General features: G+C 72.9%; 17 protein-coding genes. 12 read left to right on the top strand and 5 right to left on the bottom strand.

What is annotated here, in order from left to right:
• Positions 1-11: 11 nt before the first annotated feature.
• Complete coding sequence (locus IE294_RS04625) at positions 12-359, bottom strand: sterol-binding protein (protein ID WP_189882508.1); 348 nt, start codon at positions 357-359, stop codon at positions 12-14.
• Between the two features lie 42 nt (positions 360-401).
• On the opposite strand from IE294_RS04625, the gene IE294_RS04620 reads away from it, so the two are divergent.
• From IE294_RS04620 to recN, 4 genes are read left to right on the top strand one after another with little or no spacing between them, the layout of a single operon-like run.
• On the top strand, positions 402-680 hold the full coding sequence (locus IE294_RS04620) for a hypothetical protein (protein WP_189882506.1): 279 nt from the start codon (positions 402-404) through the stop codon (positions 678-680).
• Positions 681-687: 7 nt separating this feature from the next.
• The gene (locus tag IE294_RS04615) at positions 688-1503 is read left to right on the top strand and encodes a TlyA family RNA methyltransferase (RefSeq protein WP_189882504.1); all 816 of its coding nucleotides are present in this window, start codon (positions 688-690) and stop codon (positions 1501-1503) included.
• Positions 1500-2417: an NAD kinase gene (locus tag IE294_RS04610; RefSeq protein WP_014671839.1), complete on the top strand. Its 918-nt coding sequence runs from the start codon at positions 1500-1502 to the stop codon at positions 2415-2417. The genes IE294_RS04615 and IE294_RS04610 overlap by 4 nt, the downstream gene beginning before the upstream one ends.
• Positions 2418-2456: 39 nt before the next feature.
• Positions 2457-4199 carry a DNA repair protein RecN gene (gene recN / locus IE294_RS04605; RefSeq protein WP_189882502.1) on the top strand — a complete coding sequence of 581 codons (1743 nt, stop codon included), beginning with the start codon at positions 2457-2459 and terminating at the stop codon, positions 4197-4199.
• Positions 4200-4241: 42 nt separating this feature from the next.
• Here the strand turns inward: recN and IE294_RS47330 are convergent, their stop codons facing one another.
• Positions 4242-5204 (bottom strand): HNH endonuclease, encoded by a 963-nt coding sequence (locus IE294_RS47330; RefSeq protein ID WP_229917013.1) that lies wholly within the window; start codon positions 5202-5204, stop codon positions 4242-4244.
• 248 nt (positions 5205-5452) lie between these two features.
• Here IE294_RS47330 and IE294_RS49575 point away from each other — a divergent pair, with 248 nt between their 5' ends.
• Positions 5453-5587, top strand: coding sequence for a hypothetical protein (locus IE294_RS49575; protein WP_373315778.1), 135 nt, complete (start codon positions 5453-5455; stop codon positions 5585-5587).
• A gap of 312 nt (positions 5588-5899) precedes the next feature.
• On the top strand, positions 5900-7096 hold the full coding sequence (locus tag IE294_RS04590; protein WP_189882500.1) for a glycosyltransferase family 4 protein: 1197 nt from the start codon (positions 5900-5902) through the stop codon (positions 7094-7096).
• 7 nt (positions 7097-7103) lie between these two features.
• Here IE294_RS04590 and IE294_RS04585 read toward each other — a convergent pair whose 3' ends face one another.
• The 3 genes from IE294_RS04585 to IE294_RS04575 form a co-directional block, all read right to left on the bottom strand.
• Positions 7104-8750, bottom strand: coding sequence for a PucR family transcriptional regulator (locus tag IE294_RS04585; RefSeq protein ID WP_189882498.1), 1647 nt, complete (start codon positions 8748-8750; stop codon positions 7104-7106).
• A 57-nt stretch (positions 8751-8807) separates the two neighbouring features.
• Complete coding sequence (locus IE294_RS04580; RefSeq protein ID WP_189882496.1) at positions 8808-10190, bottom strand: FAD-binding oxidoreductase; 1383 nt, start codon at positions 10188-10190, stop codon at positions 8808-8810.
• 70 nt (positions 10191-10260) lie between these two features.
• The gene (locus IE294_RS04575; protein ID WP_189882552.1) at positions 10261-12063 is read right to left on the bottom strand and encodes a glycoside hydrolase family 15 protein; all 1803 of its coding nucleotides are present in this window, start codon (positions 12061-12063) and stop codon (positions 10261-10263) included.
• Between the two features lie 540 nt (positions 12064-12603).
• Here IE294_RS04575 and pyrG point away from each other — a divergent pair.
• The 6 genes from pyrG to IE294_RS04545 all read left to right on the top strand — a co-directional run bounded on the left by pyrG (position 12604) and on the right by IE294_RS04545 (position 20536).
• Entirely contained in the window at positions 12604-14253 is a 1650-nt protein-coding gene (gene pyrG / locus IE294_RS04570; RefSeq protein WP_189882494.1) for a CTP synthase, read from the top strand.
• Positions 14254-14354: 101 nt separating this feature from the next.
• On the top strand, positions 14355-14981 hold the full coding sequence (locus tag IE294_RS04565) for an NUDIX domain-containing protein (RefSeq protein WP_189882491.1): 627 nt from the start codon (positions 14355-14357) through the stop codon (positions 14979-14981).
• 184 nt (positions 14982-15165) lie between these two features.
• Entirely contained in the window at positions 15166-17226 is a 2061-nt protein-coding gene (locus tag IE294_RS04560) for a tetratricopeptide repeat protein (RefSeq protein WP_189882490.1), read from the top strand.
• A gap of 139 nt (positions 17227-17365) precedes the next feature.
• Positions 17366-18490 (top strand): alanine dehydrogenase, encoded by a 1125-nt coding sequence (gene ald, locus IE294_RS04555; protein ID WP_189882488.1) that lies wholly within the window; start codon positions 17366-17368, stop codon positions 18488-18490.
• A gap of 379 nt (positions 18491-18869) precedes the next feature.
• Entirely contained in the window at positions 18870-20003 is a 1134-nt protein-coding gene (locus tag IE294_RS04550) for a ParA family protein (protein ID WP_078611716.1), read from the top strand.
• On the top strand, positions 19988-20536 hold the full coding sequence (locus tag IE294_RS04545; protein WP_189882486.1) for a hypothetical protein: 549 nt from the start codon (positions 19988-19990) through the stop codon (positions 20534-20536). Before IE294_RS04550 ends, IE294_RS04545 begins: the two co-directional genes overlap by 16 nt.
• Positions 20537-20553: the final 17 nt, after the last annotated feature.

The following is a 20553-nucleotide window of genomic DNA, read 5'->3' as shown; positions in this document are numbered from 1 at the left end:
GACGCGAGCGCCTACAGCAGCTTCCGCAGCCGGAACAGGTCCAGCAGGCTCGCCTCCAGCCTCACCCGGCCCGAGCCCCAGGCGGTCGCGAAGTTCAGCTCGCCGCCCACCAGGGCCACCAGGTCGTCCCCGGCCATGGCGAGCCTGATCTCCGCCTTCTCACGGGGCGGCCCCGGAAGGGTCTCGACGACCTCGATCCGGCCGCCGGTCATCCGGCCCGCGAAGGTGACGTCGAGATCGGTGATGTGGCAGCTCACCGAGCGGTCGAGCGCGGCGGCCGCGCGGACGTCGCCCTCGGCCCCCTGCATGTTGTCCGAAAGCTTCCCCAGTGCGGCGCGGCACTCCTCGATCGTGGCCATCGCCCACGACGGTACCCCAGCGGTTCGGGGTAGCGTCTGGGCATGAGCGAGTCCGTGTCCGAGGCCGACATCGACACCGAGGCGGCGCCCGCGTACGACCCCGCGGCGCCCGCCCCCCTGAACGTCGCGCGCACCCCCACCGGCAACGCCGAGGTCGACGCCCGGCTCGACCGGCTGGCCGACGCCGACCACCTCGCCACCGACGGCCATGTCGAGGTGTACGAGGATGTACACCGGGGACTGCGCGACGCGCTCACCGCGCTCGACGCCCGCCCGGGACCCGCGGCCCCCTCACCGTCGTACCACCAGAGCAGGAGCTGAACCGAACGTGGCAGGAGTCGCACGCCGCCGTCTCGACGCGGAGCTGGTCCGCCGGAAGCTCGCCCGTTCGCGCGAGCACGCCAGCCAGCTGATCACCGCCGGGCGGGTCACCGTCGGCAGGACCGTGGCGACCAAGCCGGCCACGCAGGTGGAGACCGCGGCGGCGATCGTCGTCCAGGCCGACGACAGCGATCCCGACTACGTCTCCCGGGGCGGGCACAAGCTCGCCGGCGCGCTGGCGGCCTTCGTACCGCGCGGGCTCGTCGTCGAGGGCCGGCGCGCGCTGGACGCCGGCGCGTCCACGGGCGGCTTCACCGACGTCCTGCTGCGCGCGGGCGCCGCCCACGTCGTCGCGGTGGACGTCGGCTACGGACAACTCGCCTGGACGCTCCAGCAGGATGAACGCGTCACCGTCAAGGACCGTACGAACGTACGCGAGTTGACGCTTGAGGCGATCGATGGGGAACCTGTGGATCTTGTCGTGGGCGATCTGTCCTTCATCCCGCTCGGGCTGGTGCTGCCCGCCCTGAAGCGGTGCGTGACGCCGGACGCCGACCTGGTGATGATGGTCAAGCCGCAGTTCGAGGTGGGGAAGGAGCGGCTCGGCAGCGGGGGAGTCGTACGGAGTCCGCAGCTGCGGGCGGAGGCCGTGCGAGGAGTGGCCGAGAAGGCGTGGGAGCTGGGGCTCGGGGTGCGGGGGGTCACCGCGAGCCCGCTGCCCGGGCCCTCGGGGAACGTGGAGTACTTTCTCTGGCTGCGGGCGGGGGCACCCCAGGTGGACCCGGCCGACGTTGAACGTGCAGTGGCGGAGGGGCCGCGTTGACACAGAACCTGGCGCGTACTGTTTTCCTGCTCGCCCACACCGGGCGGCCCGCGGCGATCCGCAGCGCGGAACTCGTCGTCAAGGGCCTGCTGCGGCATGGCATCGGGGTGCGGGTGCTGGAGGAGGAGGCGCGCGACCTGCCGCTCCCGGACGAGGTGGCCCTCGTCAAGGAGGCGACCCCGCAGTGCCTGGACGGGTGCGAGCTGCTGATCGTGCTGGGCGGCGACGGCACGCTGCTGCGCGGCGCCGAGTTCGCGCGGGCCTCCGGGGTGCCGATGCTCGGCGTCAACCTCGGGCGTGTCGGGTTCCTCGCGGAGGCCGAACGGGACGACCTCGACCGGGTCGTGGACCGGGTGGTGGCGCGGTCGTACGAGGTCGAGGAGCGGATGACCGTCGACGTCGTGGTGCACCGCAACGGCGACATCGTGCACACCGACTGGGCGCTGAACGAGGCGGCCGTGCAGAAGGCCGGCGCCGAGAAGCTGCTGGAAGTCGTCCTGGAGATCGACGGGCGGCCGGTCACGGGCTTCGGGTGCGACGGCGTCGTGCTGTCCACACCGACCGGGTCCACCGCGTACGCCTTCTCCGCCGGGGGGCCGGTGGTGTGGCCGGAGGTGGAGGCACTGCTGATGGTGCCGATCAGCGCGCACGCGCTGTTCGCCAAGCCGCTGGTCACCTCGCCGGACTCCGTGCTGGCGGTGGAGGTGCTGCCGCACATCCCGCCGGGGGTCCTGTGGTGCGACGGGCGGCGGACCGTGGAGCTGCCGCCGGGTGCGCGGGTCGAGGTGCGGCGGGGCGCCGTGCCGGTACGGCTGGCCCGGCTGCACCATTCGTCCTTCACCGACCGGCTTGTGGCGAAGTTCGCGCTGCCCACCACGGGATGGCGGGGCGCGCCCCACCACCCCTCGGAGTGACATAGGCGGGCCATGTGCGCTCCCGGCCCCGGACCTCGTATGGTCTGTTCCGTGTTGGAGGAGATGCGGATACGGTCGCTCGGGGTCATCGACGATGCCGTTGTCGAGCTGTCGCCGGGGTTCACCGCCGTCACCGGTGAGACGGGTGCGGGCAAGACCATGGTGGTCACCAGCCTGGGGCTGCTGCTCGGCGGCCGGGCGGACCCGGCGCTCGTGCGGATCGGGGCCGAGAAGGCGGTGGTGGAGGGGCGGGTCACCGTACCCCCCGGCACCGCGGCCGTCGTGCGTGCCGAGGAGGCCGGGGCCGAGCTGGACGACGGTGCCCTGCTGATCAGCCGTACCGTGTCCGCCGAGGGCCGCTCCCGGGCGCACCTGGGCGGGCGCAGCGTGCCCGTCGGGCTGCTCGCCGAGCTGGCCGACGACCTGGTGGCCGTGCACGGGCAGACCGACCAGCAGGGGCTGCTGAAGCTGTCCCGGCAGCGGCAGGCGCTCGACCGGTACGCGGGCGACGCCGTCGCCGTGCCGCTCGCCAAGTACGGCGAGGCGTACAGGCGGCTGCGGGCCGTCGCCGCCGAGCTGGAGGAGATCACCACGCGCGCGCGTGAGCGGGCGCAGGAAGCCGACATGCTGCGGTACGGGCTCGACGAGATCGCCGCCGTGGAGCCGCGGCCCGGCGAGGACGTGGAGCTGGCCGAGGAGGCCGAGCGGCTGGGGCACGCCGAGGCGCTGTCGTCCGCCGCGACGGTCGCGCACGCCGCTCTGGCGGGCAATCCGGAGGACCCCGAGGGGATCGACGCCTCGACCCTCGTCGCGGGCGCGCACCGGGCCCTGGAGGCCGTGCGGTCGCACGATCCGGCGCTGTCAGCGCTCGCCGACCGGATCGGGGAGATCGGCATCCTGCTGGGTGACGTGGCGGGTGAGCTGGCCGGGTACGCCGACGATCTCGACGCCGACCCGCTGCGGCTGGCCGCGGTGGAGGAGCGCCGGGCCGCCCTGAACGCCCTGACCCGCAAGTACGGGGACGACGTCGCCGGCGTCCTGGCCTGGGCCGAGCGGAGCGCCGCGCGGCTCACCGAGCTGGACGGCGACGACGAGCGGATCGAGGAGCTGACGGCCGAGCGGGACGCGCTGCGCACCGAGCTGGGCGGGCTCGCGCAGGCGCTGACGGACGCGCGGACGGAGGCGGCCGAGCGGTTCGCCGCCGCCGTGACCGCCGAGCTGGCCTCGCTGGCGATGCCCCACGCGCGCGTGTCCTTCGACATCCGCCAGACCGAGGACCCGGAGGGCGTCGAGGTCGGCGGGCGGACGGTCGCCTACGGCCCCTCGGGCGTGGACGAGGTCGAGCTGCTGCTCGCCCCGCACCCGGGTGCCCCGCCGCGGCCCATCGCCAAGGGCGCCTCCGGCGGTGAGCTCTCCCGCGTGATGCTGGCCGTGGAGGTGGTGTTCGCGGGCACCGATCCGGTGCCGACGTACCTCTTCGACGAGGTCGACGCGGGTGTCGGCGGCAAGGCGGCGGTCGAGATCGGCCGGCGGCTGGCGAAGCTCGCCAGGACCGCGCAGGTCGTCGTGGTCACCCACCTGCCCCAGGTCGCCGCGTTCGCCGACCGCCAGCTGCTGGTGGAGAAGACCAACGACGGCTCCGTGACCCGCTCCGGTGTGAAGGCCCTGGAGGGCGAGGAGCGCATCCGCGAGCTGTCCCGCATGCTGGCGGGCCAGGAGGACTCCGAAACGGCCCGCGCCCACGCGGAGGAACTCCTGGCTACGGCCAGGGCTGATCTCTGACAGCCAGGCCGGGCGGGCTGGCCGCTCGCCCGGCCTGCGGTGTCACTCCTGGCGGTTCATGCGTTGCCGCGCCATGTGATACGCCCAGGCGTGGGTCGACACCTTCTTCTCCACGCCGAAGTGCCGTCCTGTGGCTTCTTCCAGAACCTGGTGGAACTCCTCCATCAGCGAGCCCCAGTCGGTGACGACGAAATCGCTGTCGGTCCAACCGTAGAGGGACTTCAGTTCGTGCTTGACGGCGGCGAAGAACGCGGGGCGCTCGCGCTCGCCCACGCCGATCCGGACGCCGTGCCGCCGGAGCCACTCCGTGAGCTCCTCGGGTGCGTCCAGCCACTTGTCCGGGCTGTCCCGCAGCTCGGCATAGTCGACCCAGGCCCAGAAGCTCTCGGCGTCGGCGACATCCGGCGCCTCGGCATGGTGGTCCGCGCACAGCAGGGCGAAATTGCGTACGTCGTTGGAACCGCCCAGCTGGGTGGGCACGACATGAGCGCGCTCCACCGGGGTCCGCCAGCAGATGAGGCAGGCGGCCTCCTCCATGCCCAGGTAGTCGGCGATGGCCCGCACGGTGGGCCGCGTCTTGCGCACGTCCGGGTGATGCTCGCGGGGCTTCACGGGCAGAGCCGACGAGTCGTAGCCGTAGTCGCTGCCGTCGTCCGGGTAACCGATCCCCAGGACATCGGGGATGTCGTCGCGCTGTTTCCCGGTGCGTACGTGCAGGAGCGGGGTACGGATCTCGGTCAGGTAGTCCCCCAGGAAGCCGAGGGCGAAGTCCGTCATCAGCTCGAAGGCGTCGTGGTCGTAGCCGCCTGCTGAGTTCCGGTGCCCCTGAACGTCCAGGTAGAGGTGGCGGGGTGCCCCGGGCGACTGCTTCTGGGCTGCCTGCACGCACTCGAAGATGCGCTGGGCGCTCCGCTCGAAGTTCTCGTACACCTTCATGTCGTGGTAGATCGCCACCCCCTTGCGCCTCTGTCCCTGGCGGCGCTGCCGCTTCGGCTTCTTCGCCATGTTCCCCCCTGGAACCGTCGGTGTCGTGAGGCATCGTGGCAGGCGGCACTGACAACGGCTGGGCGCCGTCCGGGAGTGGTGGGCCGCCCCCGGTGGGCGGGAGCGCTGGGAGCGGACGCGGCAGGCCGGCCGGGGTGTGGGGCTGTACGCCGGGGCCTGCGGGGCGTACGACGACCTCGCCGGGGGCACCGGCGGGGGCACGGGCGCATCTGGGGGCCCTGCGGAACGGTGAGGTCACCAGCGGGGCCGTGAGGTTGTCCGGGATATCGGCGGCCGGACTGGTGGCGGGAAACCGGCGCGCGGGGCTGCTCGCGCACGCCGTCGCTCTGGTGGCCGCGGCCCGCTACGGGGACCGGGTCAGCGCCTGGGCGCGCGCCCGGTGAGCGGCTGACCTCGTCGTATGCTCTCGTACACCGTTCGGCCGCGGCAGGCGTTCCCTCACCCGTGTGGGTGATGTGCTCCGGCGCATTGCCCCGGCCCGCCGCACGGTGCGCCCTCCTGGGTGTCCCTGAACGGCCGTACGTCCTGGCATGCTTGGCAGGGAACGCGGGGCGGGCAGCGGGTACGGCCGGCCGGCCCGGGAGGCGCGCGGGGTGCGCCCTTCCGCCCCCCTGAGCCCGCTACCTTCTGTACGTTTCCTCGTGACCACCCACGTGAACCCGTGCCCGTCCCCGTGAACCAGGAGCCCCGGCCCCGTGAGCCCCCTGAGCAGCAACGCACCGCACGGCCAGTCGCCGCTGCGCACCGTGCAGGTGCTCGGCGGAGGCAACGCCGGCAGCAGCGCGCACGTGCGCTCCCTGGCCGAGGGACTGGTGGCGAGGGGCGTGCGGGTCACCGTGTGCGCCCCCGTCGAGGCCGATCACGCCTACGACTTCCTCGGGGTCGGCGCCGAGCACGTGCACGTGCCGCGCAGCAGCGACCCCGTCGCCGTGGCCGCGCTCCGGACGGCCTGCGCGAACGCCGACCTGGTGCACGCGCACGGCCTGCACGCCTCCTTCCGGACCGTGCTGGCGCTCAGCGGGCGCACCACCCCGCTGGTGGTCACCTGGCACAACCGGGCCCACGCGCAGGGCCCGCGGGCCCATCTGCTGCGGCTGCTGGAACGGCGTGTGATGCGGACCGCGTCCGTGGTCCTCGGCACCAGTCCCGACCTGGTCGACCGGGCCCGGCGGACCGGCGCGCGCGACGCCCGGCTCGCGGCCGTCGCCCTGCCGGGCCGGCACCGCGCCGGCGGCCTCCTCGACGCCGACGCCCTCGACACCTTCGACACCCTGGACCCCTTCGACGGCCCCGGCCGCGACGACCCCGACCGGCTGCGGCCCAAGACCCGGGCCGAACTCGGCGCCACCGGACGCCCGTTGCTCATCGCGGTCGGCTCCCTGGACCGGCACCGCGGCTACGACGTCCTGCTCGACGCGGCCCGCGCGTGGCGCGCCCTCGACCCGGTGCCCCTGGTGGTCGTCGCGGGGGAGGGGCCGCTGCGGCCGGTGCTGCAACGGCGGATCGAGGACGAGGAACTGCCGGTGCGGCTCATCGGGCACCGCGAGGACGTGCCCGAGCTGCTCGCCGCCGCCGATCTCGCGCTGCTCACCAGCAGTTGGGAGTCGCGGTCCGTCCTCGCCCAGGAGGCGCTGCACGCGCGCGTGCCGCTCGTCGCCACCCGCGTCGGCGGCATCCCGGACCTCGTGGGCGACGCGGCCGAACTCGTCCCGTACGGCGATCCGGAAGCCCTCGCCGACACCGTCGTACGGCTCCTCGCGGACCCGGAGCGGTGCGCGGTGCTGCGCGAGCGCGGGACGCGGCAGGCCGCCACCTGGCCGACCGAGGACGAGACCGTCGCCCAAGTGCTCAGTGTGTACGACGAGTTGACGCAGCCGAGGCCGCTGGCCTGAGCGGTCTTCAGGGCACGTGCCGGCGCGCCCGCAGGGCCAGGCTCAACGCCAGTACCGTCTGCGGGTCGTCCAGGTCGGTGCCCAGCAACTCCGCGATCCGGGCGAGCCGGTTGTACAGCGTCTGCCGGTTGAGATGCAGTTCGCGGGCCGTCTCCGCCTTGCGGCCGGCGTGTGCCAGATAGGTCTCCAGGGTCGGCAGCAGCGGCGGTCTGGAGCGGTGGTCGTGGTCGCGCAGCGGGCCGATCGCCCGGTCCACGAAGGCCGCCAGGTCCGGGTGGTCGCGCAGCCGCCACAGCAGCAGGTCGATGTCGAGGCGCCGGGCGTCGTACCAGGGCCGGTCGGTCAGGCCCTGGGCCGCCGTCGCGGTCTCCGCCGCGTGCCGCAGCCCCGCCGAGGCCGCCGTCCAGCCGCCCGCCACCCCGACGACCACCACCGGCGGCGGCGAGCCCGGCCGGCGCATCCCGGCCCGCTCCACCCCCGCCCGCAGCGCCGCCGCCACCCGGTCCGCGACCGCCGCCCGCTCCGACTCCGAGCGCAGCCCCAGCAGCACCAGCACCCGGCCCTCCACCGGCCGTACCCCCAGCAGCACCGGCACCCCCACCGCGGCCAGTTCCTCGGAGACCGCGCGGGCCAGCACCGCCCAGCCCCCGCCGGGGGAGAGGCTGTCCCCGATCCGCATCACCACGGGCAGCAGCGGGCTGTCGCCGGGCTTGAAGCCGAGCACCCGGGCCTGCGCGGGGGCGTCCTCCGCCGCGATCCGGGCCTCGGCGAGATCGGTGAGGAAGTCACCGCGCCCGCGCGCCGCCAGCTCCTCCTCCTGCCGGGCCTGCATCAGCACCACGGCCAGGATGCCCGCGGCCCGCTCGGCGGCGATCCGGTGCACCGGTGCCAGCGGTGAGCGGACCGGCAGCAGCACCAGGCGGGCGCGCACGGCACCGGCGGTCCCCGGCCCGCCGCCGGGCACGTCCACCAGCACCGACCCGGCGGGCGGCGGGGCCTGCTTGTGCGGGCCGCGCAGACCCTCCCACACCTGGAGCGGGTCCGTGCCCTTGGGCCCGGCACCGGCGGCGTACAGCAGCCGGCCGTCGGCGGTCTCCAGGAACACCGGGTTGTCGCCGAAGCCGGCCAGGATGTCCAGCACCTGCGGCACCCCGCCGCCGCCCAGCAGGGCCTCGGTGCAGCGCCGGTGCACCTCCTCCGCGCGCTGGAGCAGCGCGTAGTGGCCGTTGACGATCTCGGTGTGGATCTCCTCGGTCACCGTCACGAACGGCACCTCGCGGTGCAGCTGGACCAGCGGCAGCCCGGCCGTCCGGGCCGTGTCCACCAGGGCGGCGGGCAGCCGGGTGAAGCGCGGGCCCAGCTCCACCACCAGGGCGGCGATCCCCCGCTCGGCGAGGGTGCGCACGAACGCCCGCTGCTCGGCCGGCCGGGTGCCGAGGCCGTAGCCGGTGGTCAGCAGCAGCTCGCCGCCCTTGAGCAGCGAGGCGATGTTCGGGACCTCGCCCGCGTGCACCCAGCGCACGGTGCGGCCGAGCCGGTCGGCGCCCGCCAGCACCTCCGGCAGCCCGCTGCGCAGTCCGGGCAGCTCCAGCGCCCGCTGCACGGTGATCCCGGCGCCCTGGGTGTCGGATCGGTGGTCGCTACGGCTGTCCATGCGGTGACGCTACCTGCGGCAACGCCCTCAGGACAGCCACCTTCGAACGGCTGCCGGCTAGACCGGCCGGATGTTGTGGTTGAAGCGGAACACGTTGTCGGGGTCGTAGCGCCGCTTCACCTTCGCCAGGCGCAGGGTGTTCCCGGCGCCCAGGCCCGCGCGGACCCGCTCGGGGCCCTCGTCGCCGATGAAGTTGAGGTTCACCGCACCCGTGCTCCACCGCCGCAGGCCGGCGCGCACGTCCCGCACCCAGCCGATCGCCCGCTCGTCGTCGGCCGGGTCCGGCCAGATCGCGAGCGGGTGCGCCGCCCAGGGCGCGTCCCGGTACGGCACCGGGTATTCGTGCGGGCCCGCCGCGACGGCCCCGCCCTGCGGGAAGAGCAGGTGCTGGGTGGGGCTCGGCGCGGGCATGCCGTCCGCGCGGGCGCAGAAGACGTCCACGGCCTCGTCCGGCAGCCCGGTCAGACACTCCGTCGACCAGTGGTTGCGCAGCCCCGCCGGCTGGTCGAGCATGCACTGCACATCGGCGTACGGCAGGTCACCGGCCAGCTCCACCTCGTGGGGCAGCGCGAGCAGCGGCTCGGCGAGCCCCCGCAGCTCGTCCTCGGCGCCGGCGTACGTCAGCAGGGCCGCGCACAGCGGCGTGCCGACCAGCTCGGGCGGTGTGAACTCCGCGGGCGGCCCGGTGAGGTACAGCGCCGCGCCGCCCACCTCGTCCGGCCCGGTGCGGAAGATCTCGCGGAAGGTGCGGAGCACGTCCGGTCCGACGTCCGGCAGGAACAGCAGCAGGACCATCGAGAACTCCGGCAGCTCGTGCAGCCGCAGGGTGAGCGCGGTGGCGACGCCGAAGTTGCCGCCCCCGCCGTGCAGCGCCCAGAACAGCTCGGGGTTCTCGTCGGGGCTCGCGTGCACCCGCTCGGCGTCGGCGGTCACCAGTTCCACGGCTATGAGGTTGTCCACGGCGAGGCCGAAGGCGCGGTCCAGCCAGCCGGTGCCGCCGCCGAGGACGAAGCCGCCGACGCCGGTGGTGGAGACCCGCCCGCCGGTGGTCGCGAGACCGTACGGCTGGGTGGCGCGGTCCAGATGGCTCATCGTGGCGCCGCCCTCGACCCGCACCGCCTCGGCCGCCGGGTCGACGGTCACCCGGTGCATCCGGCGCAGGTCCACCACGAGCGCGCCGTCGCCCAGCGCCGTACCCGCCACGCCGTGGCCGCCGCCGCGCACCGCGATGTGCAGGTCCAGCTCCCTGCCGAAGCGCACGGCCCGCACCACGTCGGTCGCGTCCGCGCACCGCGCGATCACCGCGGGCCGCCGGTCGACCATCGCGTTGAAGACCGCACGGGCCTCCTCGTAGCCCGGGTCCCCGGGGGCGAGCACATCGCCGACCAGGTCCTCGCGCAGCGCGGCGAGGGCCGCGCCCGCCTTCGAGAGGGAAGCCATGGCCGCCCCCTTCCGGAACAGGGGCCGTGTCCGGCTTCCAGCCTAGGCGGGCGGGACCGCGTGGGCCCGCTCAGCCGCCGTAGGCGCCGGACGCGGTCAGCCGCAGGGCCGTGTCGATCAGCGGGACGTGGCTGAACGCCTGCGGGAAGTTGCCCACCTGGCGCTTCAGACGCGGGTCCCACTCCTCGGCGAGCAGACCGAGGTCGTTGCGCAGCGCGAGGAGCTTCTCGAACAGCTTGCGGGCCTCGTCCACCCGGCCGATCATCGCCAGGTCGTCCGCCATCCAGAACGAGCAGGCCAGGAACGCGCCCTCGTCACCCGGCAGGCCGTCGACGCCCTCGCGGTCGCCCTCCGTCGGGTAGCGCAGGATGAACCCGTCCGGAGTGGACAGCTCGCGCTGGATGGCCTCGATGGTGCCGATCACCCGCTTGTCGTCCGGCGGCAGGAAGCCCATCTGCGGGATGAGCAGCAGGGAGGCGTCCAGCTCCTGGGAGCCGTAGGACTGGGTGAAGGTGTTGCGCTCCTTGTCGTAGCCCTTCTCGCACACGTCCCGGTGGATGTCGTCGCGCAGTTCCTTCCAGCGCTCCAGCGGGCCGTCCGCGTCGCCGGACTCGATCAGCTTGATCGTGCGGTCGACGGCGACCCAGGCCATCACCTTGGAGTGCACGAAGTGCCGGCGCGGGCCGCGCACCTCCCAGATGCCCTCGTCCGGCTCCTGCCAGTGGTCCTCCAGGTAGCGGATCAGCTTCAGCTGGAGCAGGGAGGCGTAGTCGTTGCGGGCGAGCCCGGTCATGTGGCCCAGGTGCAGGGCCTCGGTGACCTCGCCGTACACGTCCAGCTGGAGCTGGTGCGCGGCGCCGTTGCCGACCCGGACCGGGGCCGAGCACTCGTAGCCGGGCAGCCAGTCCAGTTCGGCCTCGCCCAGCTCGCGCTCACCGGCGATGCCGTACATGATCTGGAGGTTCTCCGGGTCGCCGGCGACCGCGCGCAGCAGCCACTCGCGCCAGGCGCGGGCCTCCTCGCGGTAGCCCGTGCGCAGCAGCGAGGACAGGGTGATCGCCGCGTCCCGCAGCCAGGTGTAGCGGTAGTCCCAGTTGCGCACGCCCCCGATGTCCTCGGGCAGGGAGGTCGTCGGGGCCGCGACGATGCCGCCCGTGGGGGCGTAGGTCAGCGCCTTCAGGGTGATCAGCGAGCGGATCACCGCCTCGCGGTACGGCCCGTGGTACGTACAGTGCTCGACCCACTCGCGCCAGAAGTCCTCCGTCGCCTCCAGCGAGGCCTCCGGCTCCGGCAGCGGCGGCGGCTGCTTGTGCGAGGGCTGCCAGGAGATGGTGAACGCGATCCGGTCACCGGGGGCGACCGTGAAGTCGGCGTACGTGGTGAGCGCCTTGCCGTAGGTCTCGGCCTCGGTGTCGAACCACACCGAGTCCGGTCCGGCGACGGCGACCGTGCGCCCCTCGTGCTTGTGCACCCACGGCACCACCCGGCCGTAGGAGAACCGCATCCGCAGGGCCGAGCGCATCGGGACCCGGCCGGTGACGCCCTCCACGATCCGGATGAGCTGCGGGGCGCCGTCACGCGGGGGCATGAAATCGGTCACACGGACCGTGCCGCGCGGGGTGTCCCACTCCGATTCCAGGATCAGCGAGTCGCCGCGGTAGCTGCGCCGGGCGGCCGTGGGCGGCTTGGCGTCGGCGGCGTGCGCCGGTCCGAGCCGCCAGAAACCGTGCTCCTCGGTGCCCAGCAGGCCGGCGAAGACGGCATGCGAGTCGAAGCGGGGCAGGCACAGCCAGTCCACCGTGCCGTCCCGGCAGACCAGCGCCGCTGTCTGCATGTCTCCGATGAGTGCGTAGTCTTCGATGCGCCCGGCCACGTGCAACTCCAGTCGAACGGCCACGTCACACCCCCGCGCAGGGGGCTGTCGCTTAGTGCGGTCAAGGGATCTTGTTAAGCGTCGTTGAGCGGTGAAGCAAAGCAGCCCGCCGAGCCCTGAGGCAACACGACAGTCTTTGCTCAACGAACTGCCGCGCTCTCGTTGTTCCGGGTGATGTTGGCGGGGGTGTGCCGTCGTTCCGGCCGGGCTCGGCAGCCAATGTCCGAGCAGGATACGACGCACGTAGATGATCTGCGTGCCGCTCCGGGCAACCTGTGTGGGCCGAACGAGTGAGCACCGGGTGAGGACGGTGTGTCCGCGGGATGACCCGAGTGACACCTGTGACCTCTGTGGCGGCCCGCTGTGCCCGGGCGAGTGCGAAGAGTGGCCGGGAGCCATCTCGCCCAGGCGCTGTTACGCTGGTAGCCCGTGGACCGGTGGGAGAAAACCCCCGAACCGCAGCGACGGCACCCCCGGAAGCACCGGGAGGGTCGCCGTATCGCACCCCCAGACCGCGACCACGGGAGCCCCCTCTTGGCCATGCCGCCCAACACCACGACGACCAAGCACATCTTCGTGACCGGGGGTGTCGCCTCCTCGCTCGGCAAGGGCCTGACCGCCTCCAGCCTGGGCATGCTGCTCAAGGCGCGGGGCCTGCGTGTCGTGATGCAGAAGCTCGACCCGTACCTGAACGTCGACCCGGGCACGATGAACCCCTTCCAGCACGGTGAGGTGTTCGTCACCAACGACGGCGCCGAGACCGACCTGGACATCGGCCACTACGAGCGGTTCCTCGACCGCGACCTGGACGGCAGCGCCAACGTCACCACCGGCCAGGTCTACTCCACCGTGATCGCCAAGGAGCGCCGCGGCGAGTACCTGGGCGACACGGTGCAGGTCATCCCGCACATCACCAACGAGATCAAGCACCGCATCCGGCGGATGGCCACCGACGAGGTGGACGTCGTGATCACCGAGGTCGGCGGCACGGTCGGCGACATCGAGTCGCTGCCGTTCCTGGAGACGGTCCGCCAGGTCCGCCACGAGGTCGGCCGGGACAACGTCTTCGTCGTGCACATCTCGCTGCTGCCCTACATCGGCCCCTCCGGTGAGCTGAAGACCAAGCCGACCCAGCACTCGGTGGCCGCGCTCAGGAACATCGGTATCCAGCCGGACGCGATCGTGCTGCGCTGCGACCGGGAGGTGCCGACCGCGATCAAGCGGAAGATCTCCCTGATGTGCGACGTCGACGAGGCCGCCGTCGTCGCCTGCCCCGACGCCCGCTCGATCTACGACATTCCCAAGGTCGTGCACACCGAGGGCCTGGACGCGTACGTGGTCCGCAAGCTCGACCTGCCCTTCCGGGACGTGGACTGGACGACCTGGGACGACCTGCTCGACCGCGTCCACAATCCCGACCACGAGGTCACCCTGGCGCTGGTCGGCAAGTACATCGACCTGCCCGACGCCTACCTGTCGGTCACCGAGGCGCTGCGCGCGGGCGGCTTCGCCAACAAGGCCCGCGTGAAGATCAAGTGGGTGACCTCGGACGACTGCAAGACCCCGGCCGGCGCCAAGGCCCAGCTCGCGGACGTGGACGGCGTCTGCATCCCCGGCGGCTTCGGCGACCGGGGCGTGCTCGGCAAGGTCGGCGCGATCCGCTACGCCCGGGAGAACAAGATCCCGCTGCTCGGCCTGTGCCTGGGCCTGCAATGCATCGTGATCGAGGCCGCCCGCAACCTGGCCGACATCCCGGACGCCAACTCCACCGAGTTCGACCCGGCCACCGCCCACCCGGTCATCTCCACCATGGCCGAGCAGCTCGACATCGTCGCCGGCGAGGGCGACATGGGCGGCACGATGCGGCTGGGCATGTACCCGGCCAAGCTGGCCGAGGGCTCGATCGTGCGTGAGGTCTACGACGGCAAGGAGTACGTCGAGGAGCGCCACCGGCACCGCTACGAGGTCAACAACGCCTACCGCGCGGAACTGGAGAAGAAGGCCGGCATCGTCTTCTCCGGCACCTCCCCCGACGGCAAGCTCGTGGAGTACGTGGAGTACCCGCGCGACGTCCACCCGTACCTGGTCGCCACGCAGGCGCACCCCGAGCTGCGCTCGCGGCCGACCCGCGCGAACCCGCTCTTCGCGGGCCTGGTGAAGGCCGCGGTCGAGCGGAAGAACGCGAAGTAACACACCAGTTGTACGGTGGCCGGGGTGCGAACCTTCAAGGGTGAGCGCCCCGGCTTTCTTTGTCGGCCGGTTCGTTCGGAAAGCGTGTGGAAGGACAGGGCATGACGATCAAGGACACCCCCGAGGAATGGGAGATCCGGGCCACGGACACCCCCTTCGTGGGCAACAAGACCTCCGTCCGCACGGACGACGTGGTCATGCCCGACGGGTCGGTGGCCCGCCGTGACTACCAGGTCCACCCCGGTTCCGTGGCCGTCCTCGCCCTGGACGAGGAGGACCGGGTGCTGCTGATCAACCAGTACCGGCACCCGGTGCGGCACAAGCTGTGGGAGATCCCGGCCGGGCTGCTGGACGTGCCCGGCGAGAACCCGCTGCACGCCGCGCAGCGGGAGCTGTACGAGGAGGCGCACGTCAAGGCCGAGGACTGGCGGGTGCTGACCGACGTGTACACCACCCCGGGCGGCTGCGACGAGGCCGTACGGATCTTCCTGGCCCGCGGTCTGTCCGACGCCGAGGGCGAGCGCTTCGCGGCGGAGCACGAGGAGACCGACATGCAGCACGCGCGCGTGCCGGTCGGGGAACTGGTGCGCCGCGTGCTGGCCGGGGACCTGCACAACAACTGCCTCGTGGTGGGCGTGCTCTCCCTGGTCGCCGCCCGCGGCGGGGACGGCCTGGACGCGCTGCGCCCCGCGGACGCGCCCTGGCCCGCGCGCCCCTTCGAGAACTGACCGGGCCCGTCCGGGACCCGACCGGACCCGTCCGGTCCGCCGGTGTGACGATCGCCTGATCCGATCGGGCGATCCCCCCGCCGCGCTCTTCCCGGAACGTCGCAGAGCGTGAACTAGGCTCTTCAACGCCCGTATCGGAAGACACCGGCGGGCTTGCGCGTGCGGTGGGACGGGAGTGTGGCCCGTGACGGATCAGGCGGTGGACCCAGACGGTGCGGAGCGGACCGCGCACCCGGCCAGGGAGGACCGATTCCTGGGCCGGGCACGGGAGTTGAAGGAGCTGCGCGCCGACATCGAGCGCGCCGGACTGGACACCCTCTCCGGCCGCAAGGCCCCCCGCGCGCGCGTGCTCCTCATCGCCGGCCGCCCCGGCTCCGGCCGCACCCGCCTCGCCGAGCAGCTCGTCCGGCAGGTCGCCGGCCGTTACCCCGACGGTGTGCTGCGGGCCCGGCTCAGCGAGCCCGGCGGCACGCCGGTGCCCGTCGAGCAGGCCGCCCGCGACCTGCTCGCCGCGCTGGAGCTGCCCGCCCCCGCCGGCGCCGCCGAGGACGACCTGGCCGCGGCCCTGCGCGCCGCCCTCGCCGGCCGGCGGATGCTGCTCCTGCTCGACGACGCGGCCGGCGCCGAGCAGGTCGACGCGCTGCTCCCGGACGCCCCGGACTGCCTGGTGGTGGCCGTCTCCGGCGGCCCGCTCACCGGTATCGCGGACGTCCGCCCCTGCACGCTCGGCGGCCTCGACACCAAGTCCGCGGTGGAACTGCTCACCGGCTACGCCGGCTCCGTCCGCGTCACCGTCGACCCGCGCTCCGCGGAGAGCCTGGTCGAGGCCTGCCACGGCCACCCGGCCGCGCTGGTGCTGGCCGGCGGCTGGCTCGCCGCCCGCCCCCAGGCCGCCGTCTCCGACCTCGCCAAGCGGCTGCACACCGACGGCGGCGCGGACGGCACCCCGCTGTCCCGCGTCTTCCGGCTCGTGTACGACCAGCTGCCCGGCCCGGCCGCGCGCGTCCTGCGACTGCTCTGCCTGGCCCCGGCCGGCCTGGCCGACCCGCACACCGCCTCGGCGCTCGCCGGCTGCTCGGTCGACGCCGCCCGCGCCACCCTGGACGACCTCGTCGGCCTCGGCCTGCTGCGCGCGCTGGACTCCCCGCTGCCCCAGTACGAGGTCCCCGGCTGTCTGCACCCGCTGCTGCGCGCCCTGGCCGAGGCCCAGGAGCGGCCCGCCGAGTTGCAGCTGGCCCGGGCCCGGATGCTGGAGCGGACGGTACGGCTGCTCCAGTCCTGCCGGGCGATCACCGAGACCGACAGCCCCCAGGCCCGGGATAAGCTGAGCGGCCTGCCCCCCGCGCTGCGCTTCCCGACCCCGCGGGCCGCCGCCGACTGGCTGCGCATCCGGCGGCCCGCCCTGCTGGCGTCCGCGCGCCTCGCGGTGGCCGACGGCGAGCTGGACACCCTCGCCCGGCGGCTGATGTCCCAGCTGGTCAGGGCCCTGGCCGCGCATGTCGGCACGCAGGCCGCCGCACCCGACCTGTACGGCCTGCACGGCCTCGTCCTGGACGTCGCCGAGCGGCGCGGGCTGCCCCGGGAGAAGGCCGCGGCCCTGCTGAACCTGGGCGATCTGGACGCGCAGACCGGCCGGACCCGGGAGGCGCTGGTCCGCTACCGGGCCGCGCTGGACGCCGGACGCGAGGCGAACGACCCGTACGCGACCGGCCGCGCGATGGAATCCGTAGGCGGCGCGTACCAGGAGCTGGGGGACCACGACCGGGCCGCCGACTGGTTCGGCCGGGCGCTGGCCGAGCGGCTGGCCCGGGGGGAGCACCCGGAGGCGGCCCGGCTGTACGGCCGTATCGGCACGGCCCACACCTACGCGGGCCGTTACGGGGAGGCGCTGCGGAACTGGCGGGCCGCCCTCGCCGGATACCGCAGGAGCGGCGATGTCGCCGCCAGCGCGCGGGCGTTGAGCGAGATCGCCCGGGTGCAGGAGTACGCGGGGCGGCCCGAGGAGTCGCTGCGCACCTGCCAGGAGGCCGTGGAGTGGGCGCGGCGCGCCGAGGACGCGCGGTTGCAGGCCGCACTCCAGCTGCGGCTCGCCGACACCCTGGACCGGCTGGGCGACCCCGCGTCCGCCCGCCTGCACCGCGCGGCGGCGGAGCGCATGCTGGGTGAGGAGCCATCGGAAGAGGATGCACAGCCGGAACACGACGCTAACGCCTGCGAAATCCGTAGTGGTCCCAGCGAAGATTGATGCAATGGAAGGCTAGACAGCCGGAACGCCTTCATTAGACTGGCTCTGCCGCTCGTTCTCCTGCGGTGTCTCCCGGTGTGCCCCCGCATGTCTGGGTACGTCTGTATTGCACCCCCATACCCCCTCTGAGCCAAGGACCGTGATCGACGTGAAGGTCGGCATCCCCCGCGAGGTCAAGAACAACGAGTTCCGGGTGGCCATCACCCCCGCCGGTGTGCACGAGCTGGTGCGCAACGGCCACCAGGTCGTCGTCGAGCGGGGCGCCGGCCTCGGCTCCTCCATCACGGACGAGGAGTACGTCTCCGCCGGTGCCGCCATCCTCGACACGGCCGACGAGGTGTGGGCCGCCGCCGACCTGCTGCTGAAGGTCAAGGAGCCCATCGCCGAGGAGTACCACCGCCTGCGCAAGGACCAGATCCTCTTCACCTACCTGCACCTGGCCGCCTCCAAGGAGTGCACGGACGCGCTGATCGAGTCCGGCACCACGGCCATCGCCTACGAGACCGTCGAGCTGCCGAACCGCGCCCTGCCGCTGCTCGCCCCGATGTCCGAGGTCGCGGGCCGGCTGGCCCCGCAGGTCGGTGCCTACCACCTGATGCGCGCGGCCGGTGGCCGCGGTGTGCTGCCGGGCGGCGTGCCGGGCGTCACCCCGGCCAAGGCCGTCGTCATCGGCGGCGGTGTCTCCGGCTGGAACGCCACCCAGGTCGCCATCGGCATGGGCTTCGAGGTGATCCTCCTCGACCGCGACATCAACAAGCTGCGCGAGGCCGACCGGATCTTCGGCACGAAGGTCAAGGCGATCATGTCCAACGCCTTCGAGCTGGAGAAGGCCGTCCTGGACGCCGACCTCGTCATCGGCGCGGTCCTCATCCCGGGCGCCAAGGCCCCGAAGCTGGTCACCAACGAGATGGTGTCCCGCATGAAGCCGGGAAGTGTCCTTGTCGACATCGCGATCGACCAGGGCGGCTGCTTCGAGGACTCCCGTCCCACCACGCACGCCGAGCCGACCTTCCGGGTCCACAACTCGGTCTTCTACTGCGTCGCCAACATGCCGGGCGCGGTGCCCAACACCTCCACCAACGCCCTCACCAACGCGACGCTGCCGTACATCGTCTCGCTGGCCAACAACGGCTGGGTGGAGGCGCTGCGCCGCGATCCCGCGCTCGCCAAGGGTCTCAACACCCATGACGGCAAGGTCGTTTACAAGGAGGTCGCCGAGGCCCACGGTCTGGACCACGTCGAGCTGGAGAGCCTTCTCGGCTGACCCAAAAGGCGATTCGTCAACACGGCTCGTCAACAGCGCGCACCCGGCCGGACCTTGCCCGACAAGGTCCGGCCGGGTGTGTGTATGGTCACTTTGCGGCTCTCGGTCAACTCGCCTCGAACGTAACCCTTCGACCGATTCGCACACCGGTGAAACCTGTCGTGCGACGGCCGTACGCCCTTGACAGCGGGATGTTTCATTGCCGACACATCGGGCCGGGTCCGGCGGATTGTGTTGCTGCGGACGCCCGACACGCCATAGAGTCGCCAACCGTCGGCATGGTGCCACGCTGACCTTGTCTAGAAGTTTCCTGGTCACCAAGGAGGTAAGACGACTTGTGAATGAGTCGACATTTTCTCCCGGGGGTGGTCAACCAGGAATGCCTGCACGGGGCCAGGGCCCCGCGGGATTCGAGGCTGTCGGCTCCGTAGCTGTGCGCACCTTCGCAGCCCACCAGAGTTCCGGTCCGCAGGCGGCCGGGACAGCACACCAGAGCATGGATGGCCATCACGTGAACGCCATGGCCGGCGACGGAAGTGGCGCGCCCCACAACCAATTCGCCGACTACGACGAACTGCCCGAGGGGCACTTCTACGACCCCGACGCCGAGTACGAGCCCGATCCCGAGTACGCGGCCACGCTCGCGCCCGACGCGGCCCGCCAGCGCCGTGAGCGCATCGGCCCGACCGGACGCCCGCTGCCGTACTTCCCGATCCCGGGCCCGCTGACCGACCACGGCCCCGCGACGATCATCGCGATGTGCAACCAGAAGGGCGGCGTCGGCAAGACGACGTCGACCATCAACCTGGGTGCCGCGCTCGCGGAGTACGGCCGGCGCGTGCTGCTCGTGGACTTCGACCCGCAGGGCGCGCTGTCGGTCGGTCTCGGCGTCAACCCGATGGAGCTGGACCTCACCGTCTACAACCTGCTCATGGAGCGGGGCATGTCCGCGGACGAGGTCCTGCTGAAGACGGCGGTCCCCAACATGGACCTGCTGCCGTCCAACATCGACCTGTCGGCCGCCGAGGTCCAGCTGGTCTCCGAGGTCGCGCGCGAGTCGACGCTCCAGCGGGCCCTGAAGCCGCTGCTGCCCGACTACGACTACATCGTGATCGACTGCCAGCCCTCGCTCGGCCTGCTCACCGTCAACGCGCTGACGGCCGCGCACAAGGTGATCGTGCCGCTGGAGTGCGAGTTCTTCGCCCTGCGCGGTGTGGCCCTGCTGACCGAGACCATCGAGAAGGTCCAGGAACGGCTCAACCCCGAGCTGGAGCTCGACGGCATCCTCGCCACGATGTACGACTCGCGCACGGTCCACAGCCGCGAGGTGCTGGCCCGCGTGGTCGAGGCCTTCGACGACCACGTCTACCACACGGTCATCGGCCGCACGGTCCGCTTCCCGGAGACCACGGTCGCCGGTGAGCCGATCACCACGTACGCCTCCAACTCCGTCGGCGCCGCCGCCTACCGCCAGCTCGCCAGGGAGGTGCTCGCCCGGTGTCACGCCGAGTGAGTCTGCCCGGGGCCGACGAACTGTTCCGCACGACCGGGGGGATGGCGCTCCAGCCGTCCACGCCCCGCCGCGCGGCCAACGGCGAGGCCCGGGTGCCGGCTCCCGCGGGGGAGAGCGACGAGGTGGCCGCCGCCGAGGACGCACCGCAGTCGGTGCCCGTCCAGAGCGGTGACGGGGAGGGCGCGGAGCACGTGGCGGTGGAGGCCGAGCCGGCCGAGGCCGGCGAGTCCCGCACCCGCCCGGCGCGCCGGCAGGCGGCGCAGGAAGGTTCTGCCGCCGCGCAGCCGCGCAAGCGCGGCCGGTCGGCGGCCCGGCGGCCCAGCGGACGCGAGCGGCACGACGAGAAGATCACCGTCTACGTCTCCGCCGAGGAGCTGATGGACCTGGAGCACGCGCGGCTGGTGCTCCGCGGCGAGCACGGGCTCGCGGTGGACCGCGGGCGGATCGTCCGCGAGGCGGTGGCCGTGGTCCTGGCCGACCTGGAGTCCCGTGGGGACGCGAGCATCCTCGTACGACGGCTGCGCGGGCGGTAGCGGTAGCCTGCGGGGCT

Origin of the sequence: Streptomyces canarius, assembly GCF_014650735.1 — a bacterium.
In the GTDB taxonomy this organism is placed as follows: Bacteria; Actinomycetota; Actinomycetes; order Streptomycetales; family Streptomycetaceae; genus Streptomyces; species Streptomyces olivaceoviridis.
This window is presented reverse-complemented; position numbering and strand designations above follow the sequence as displayed.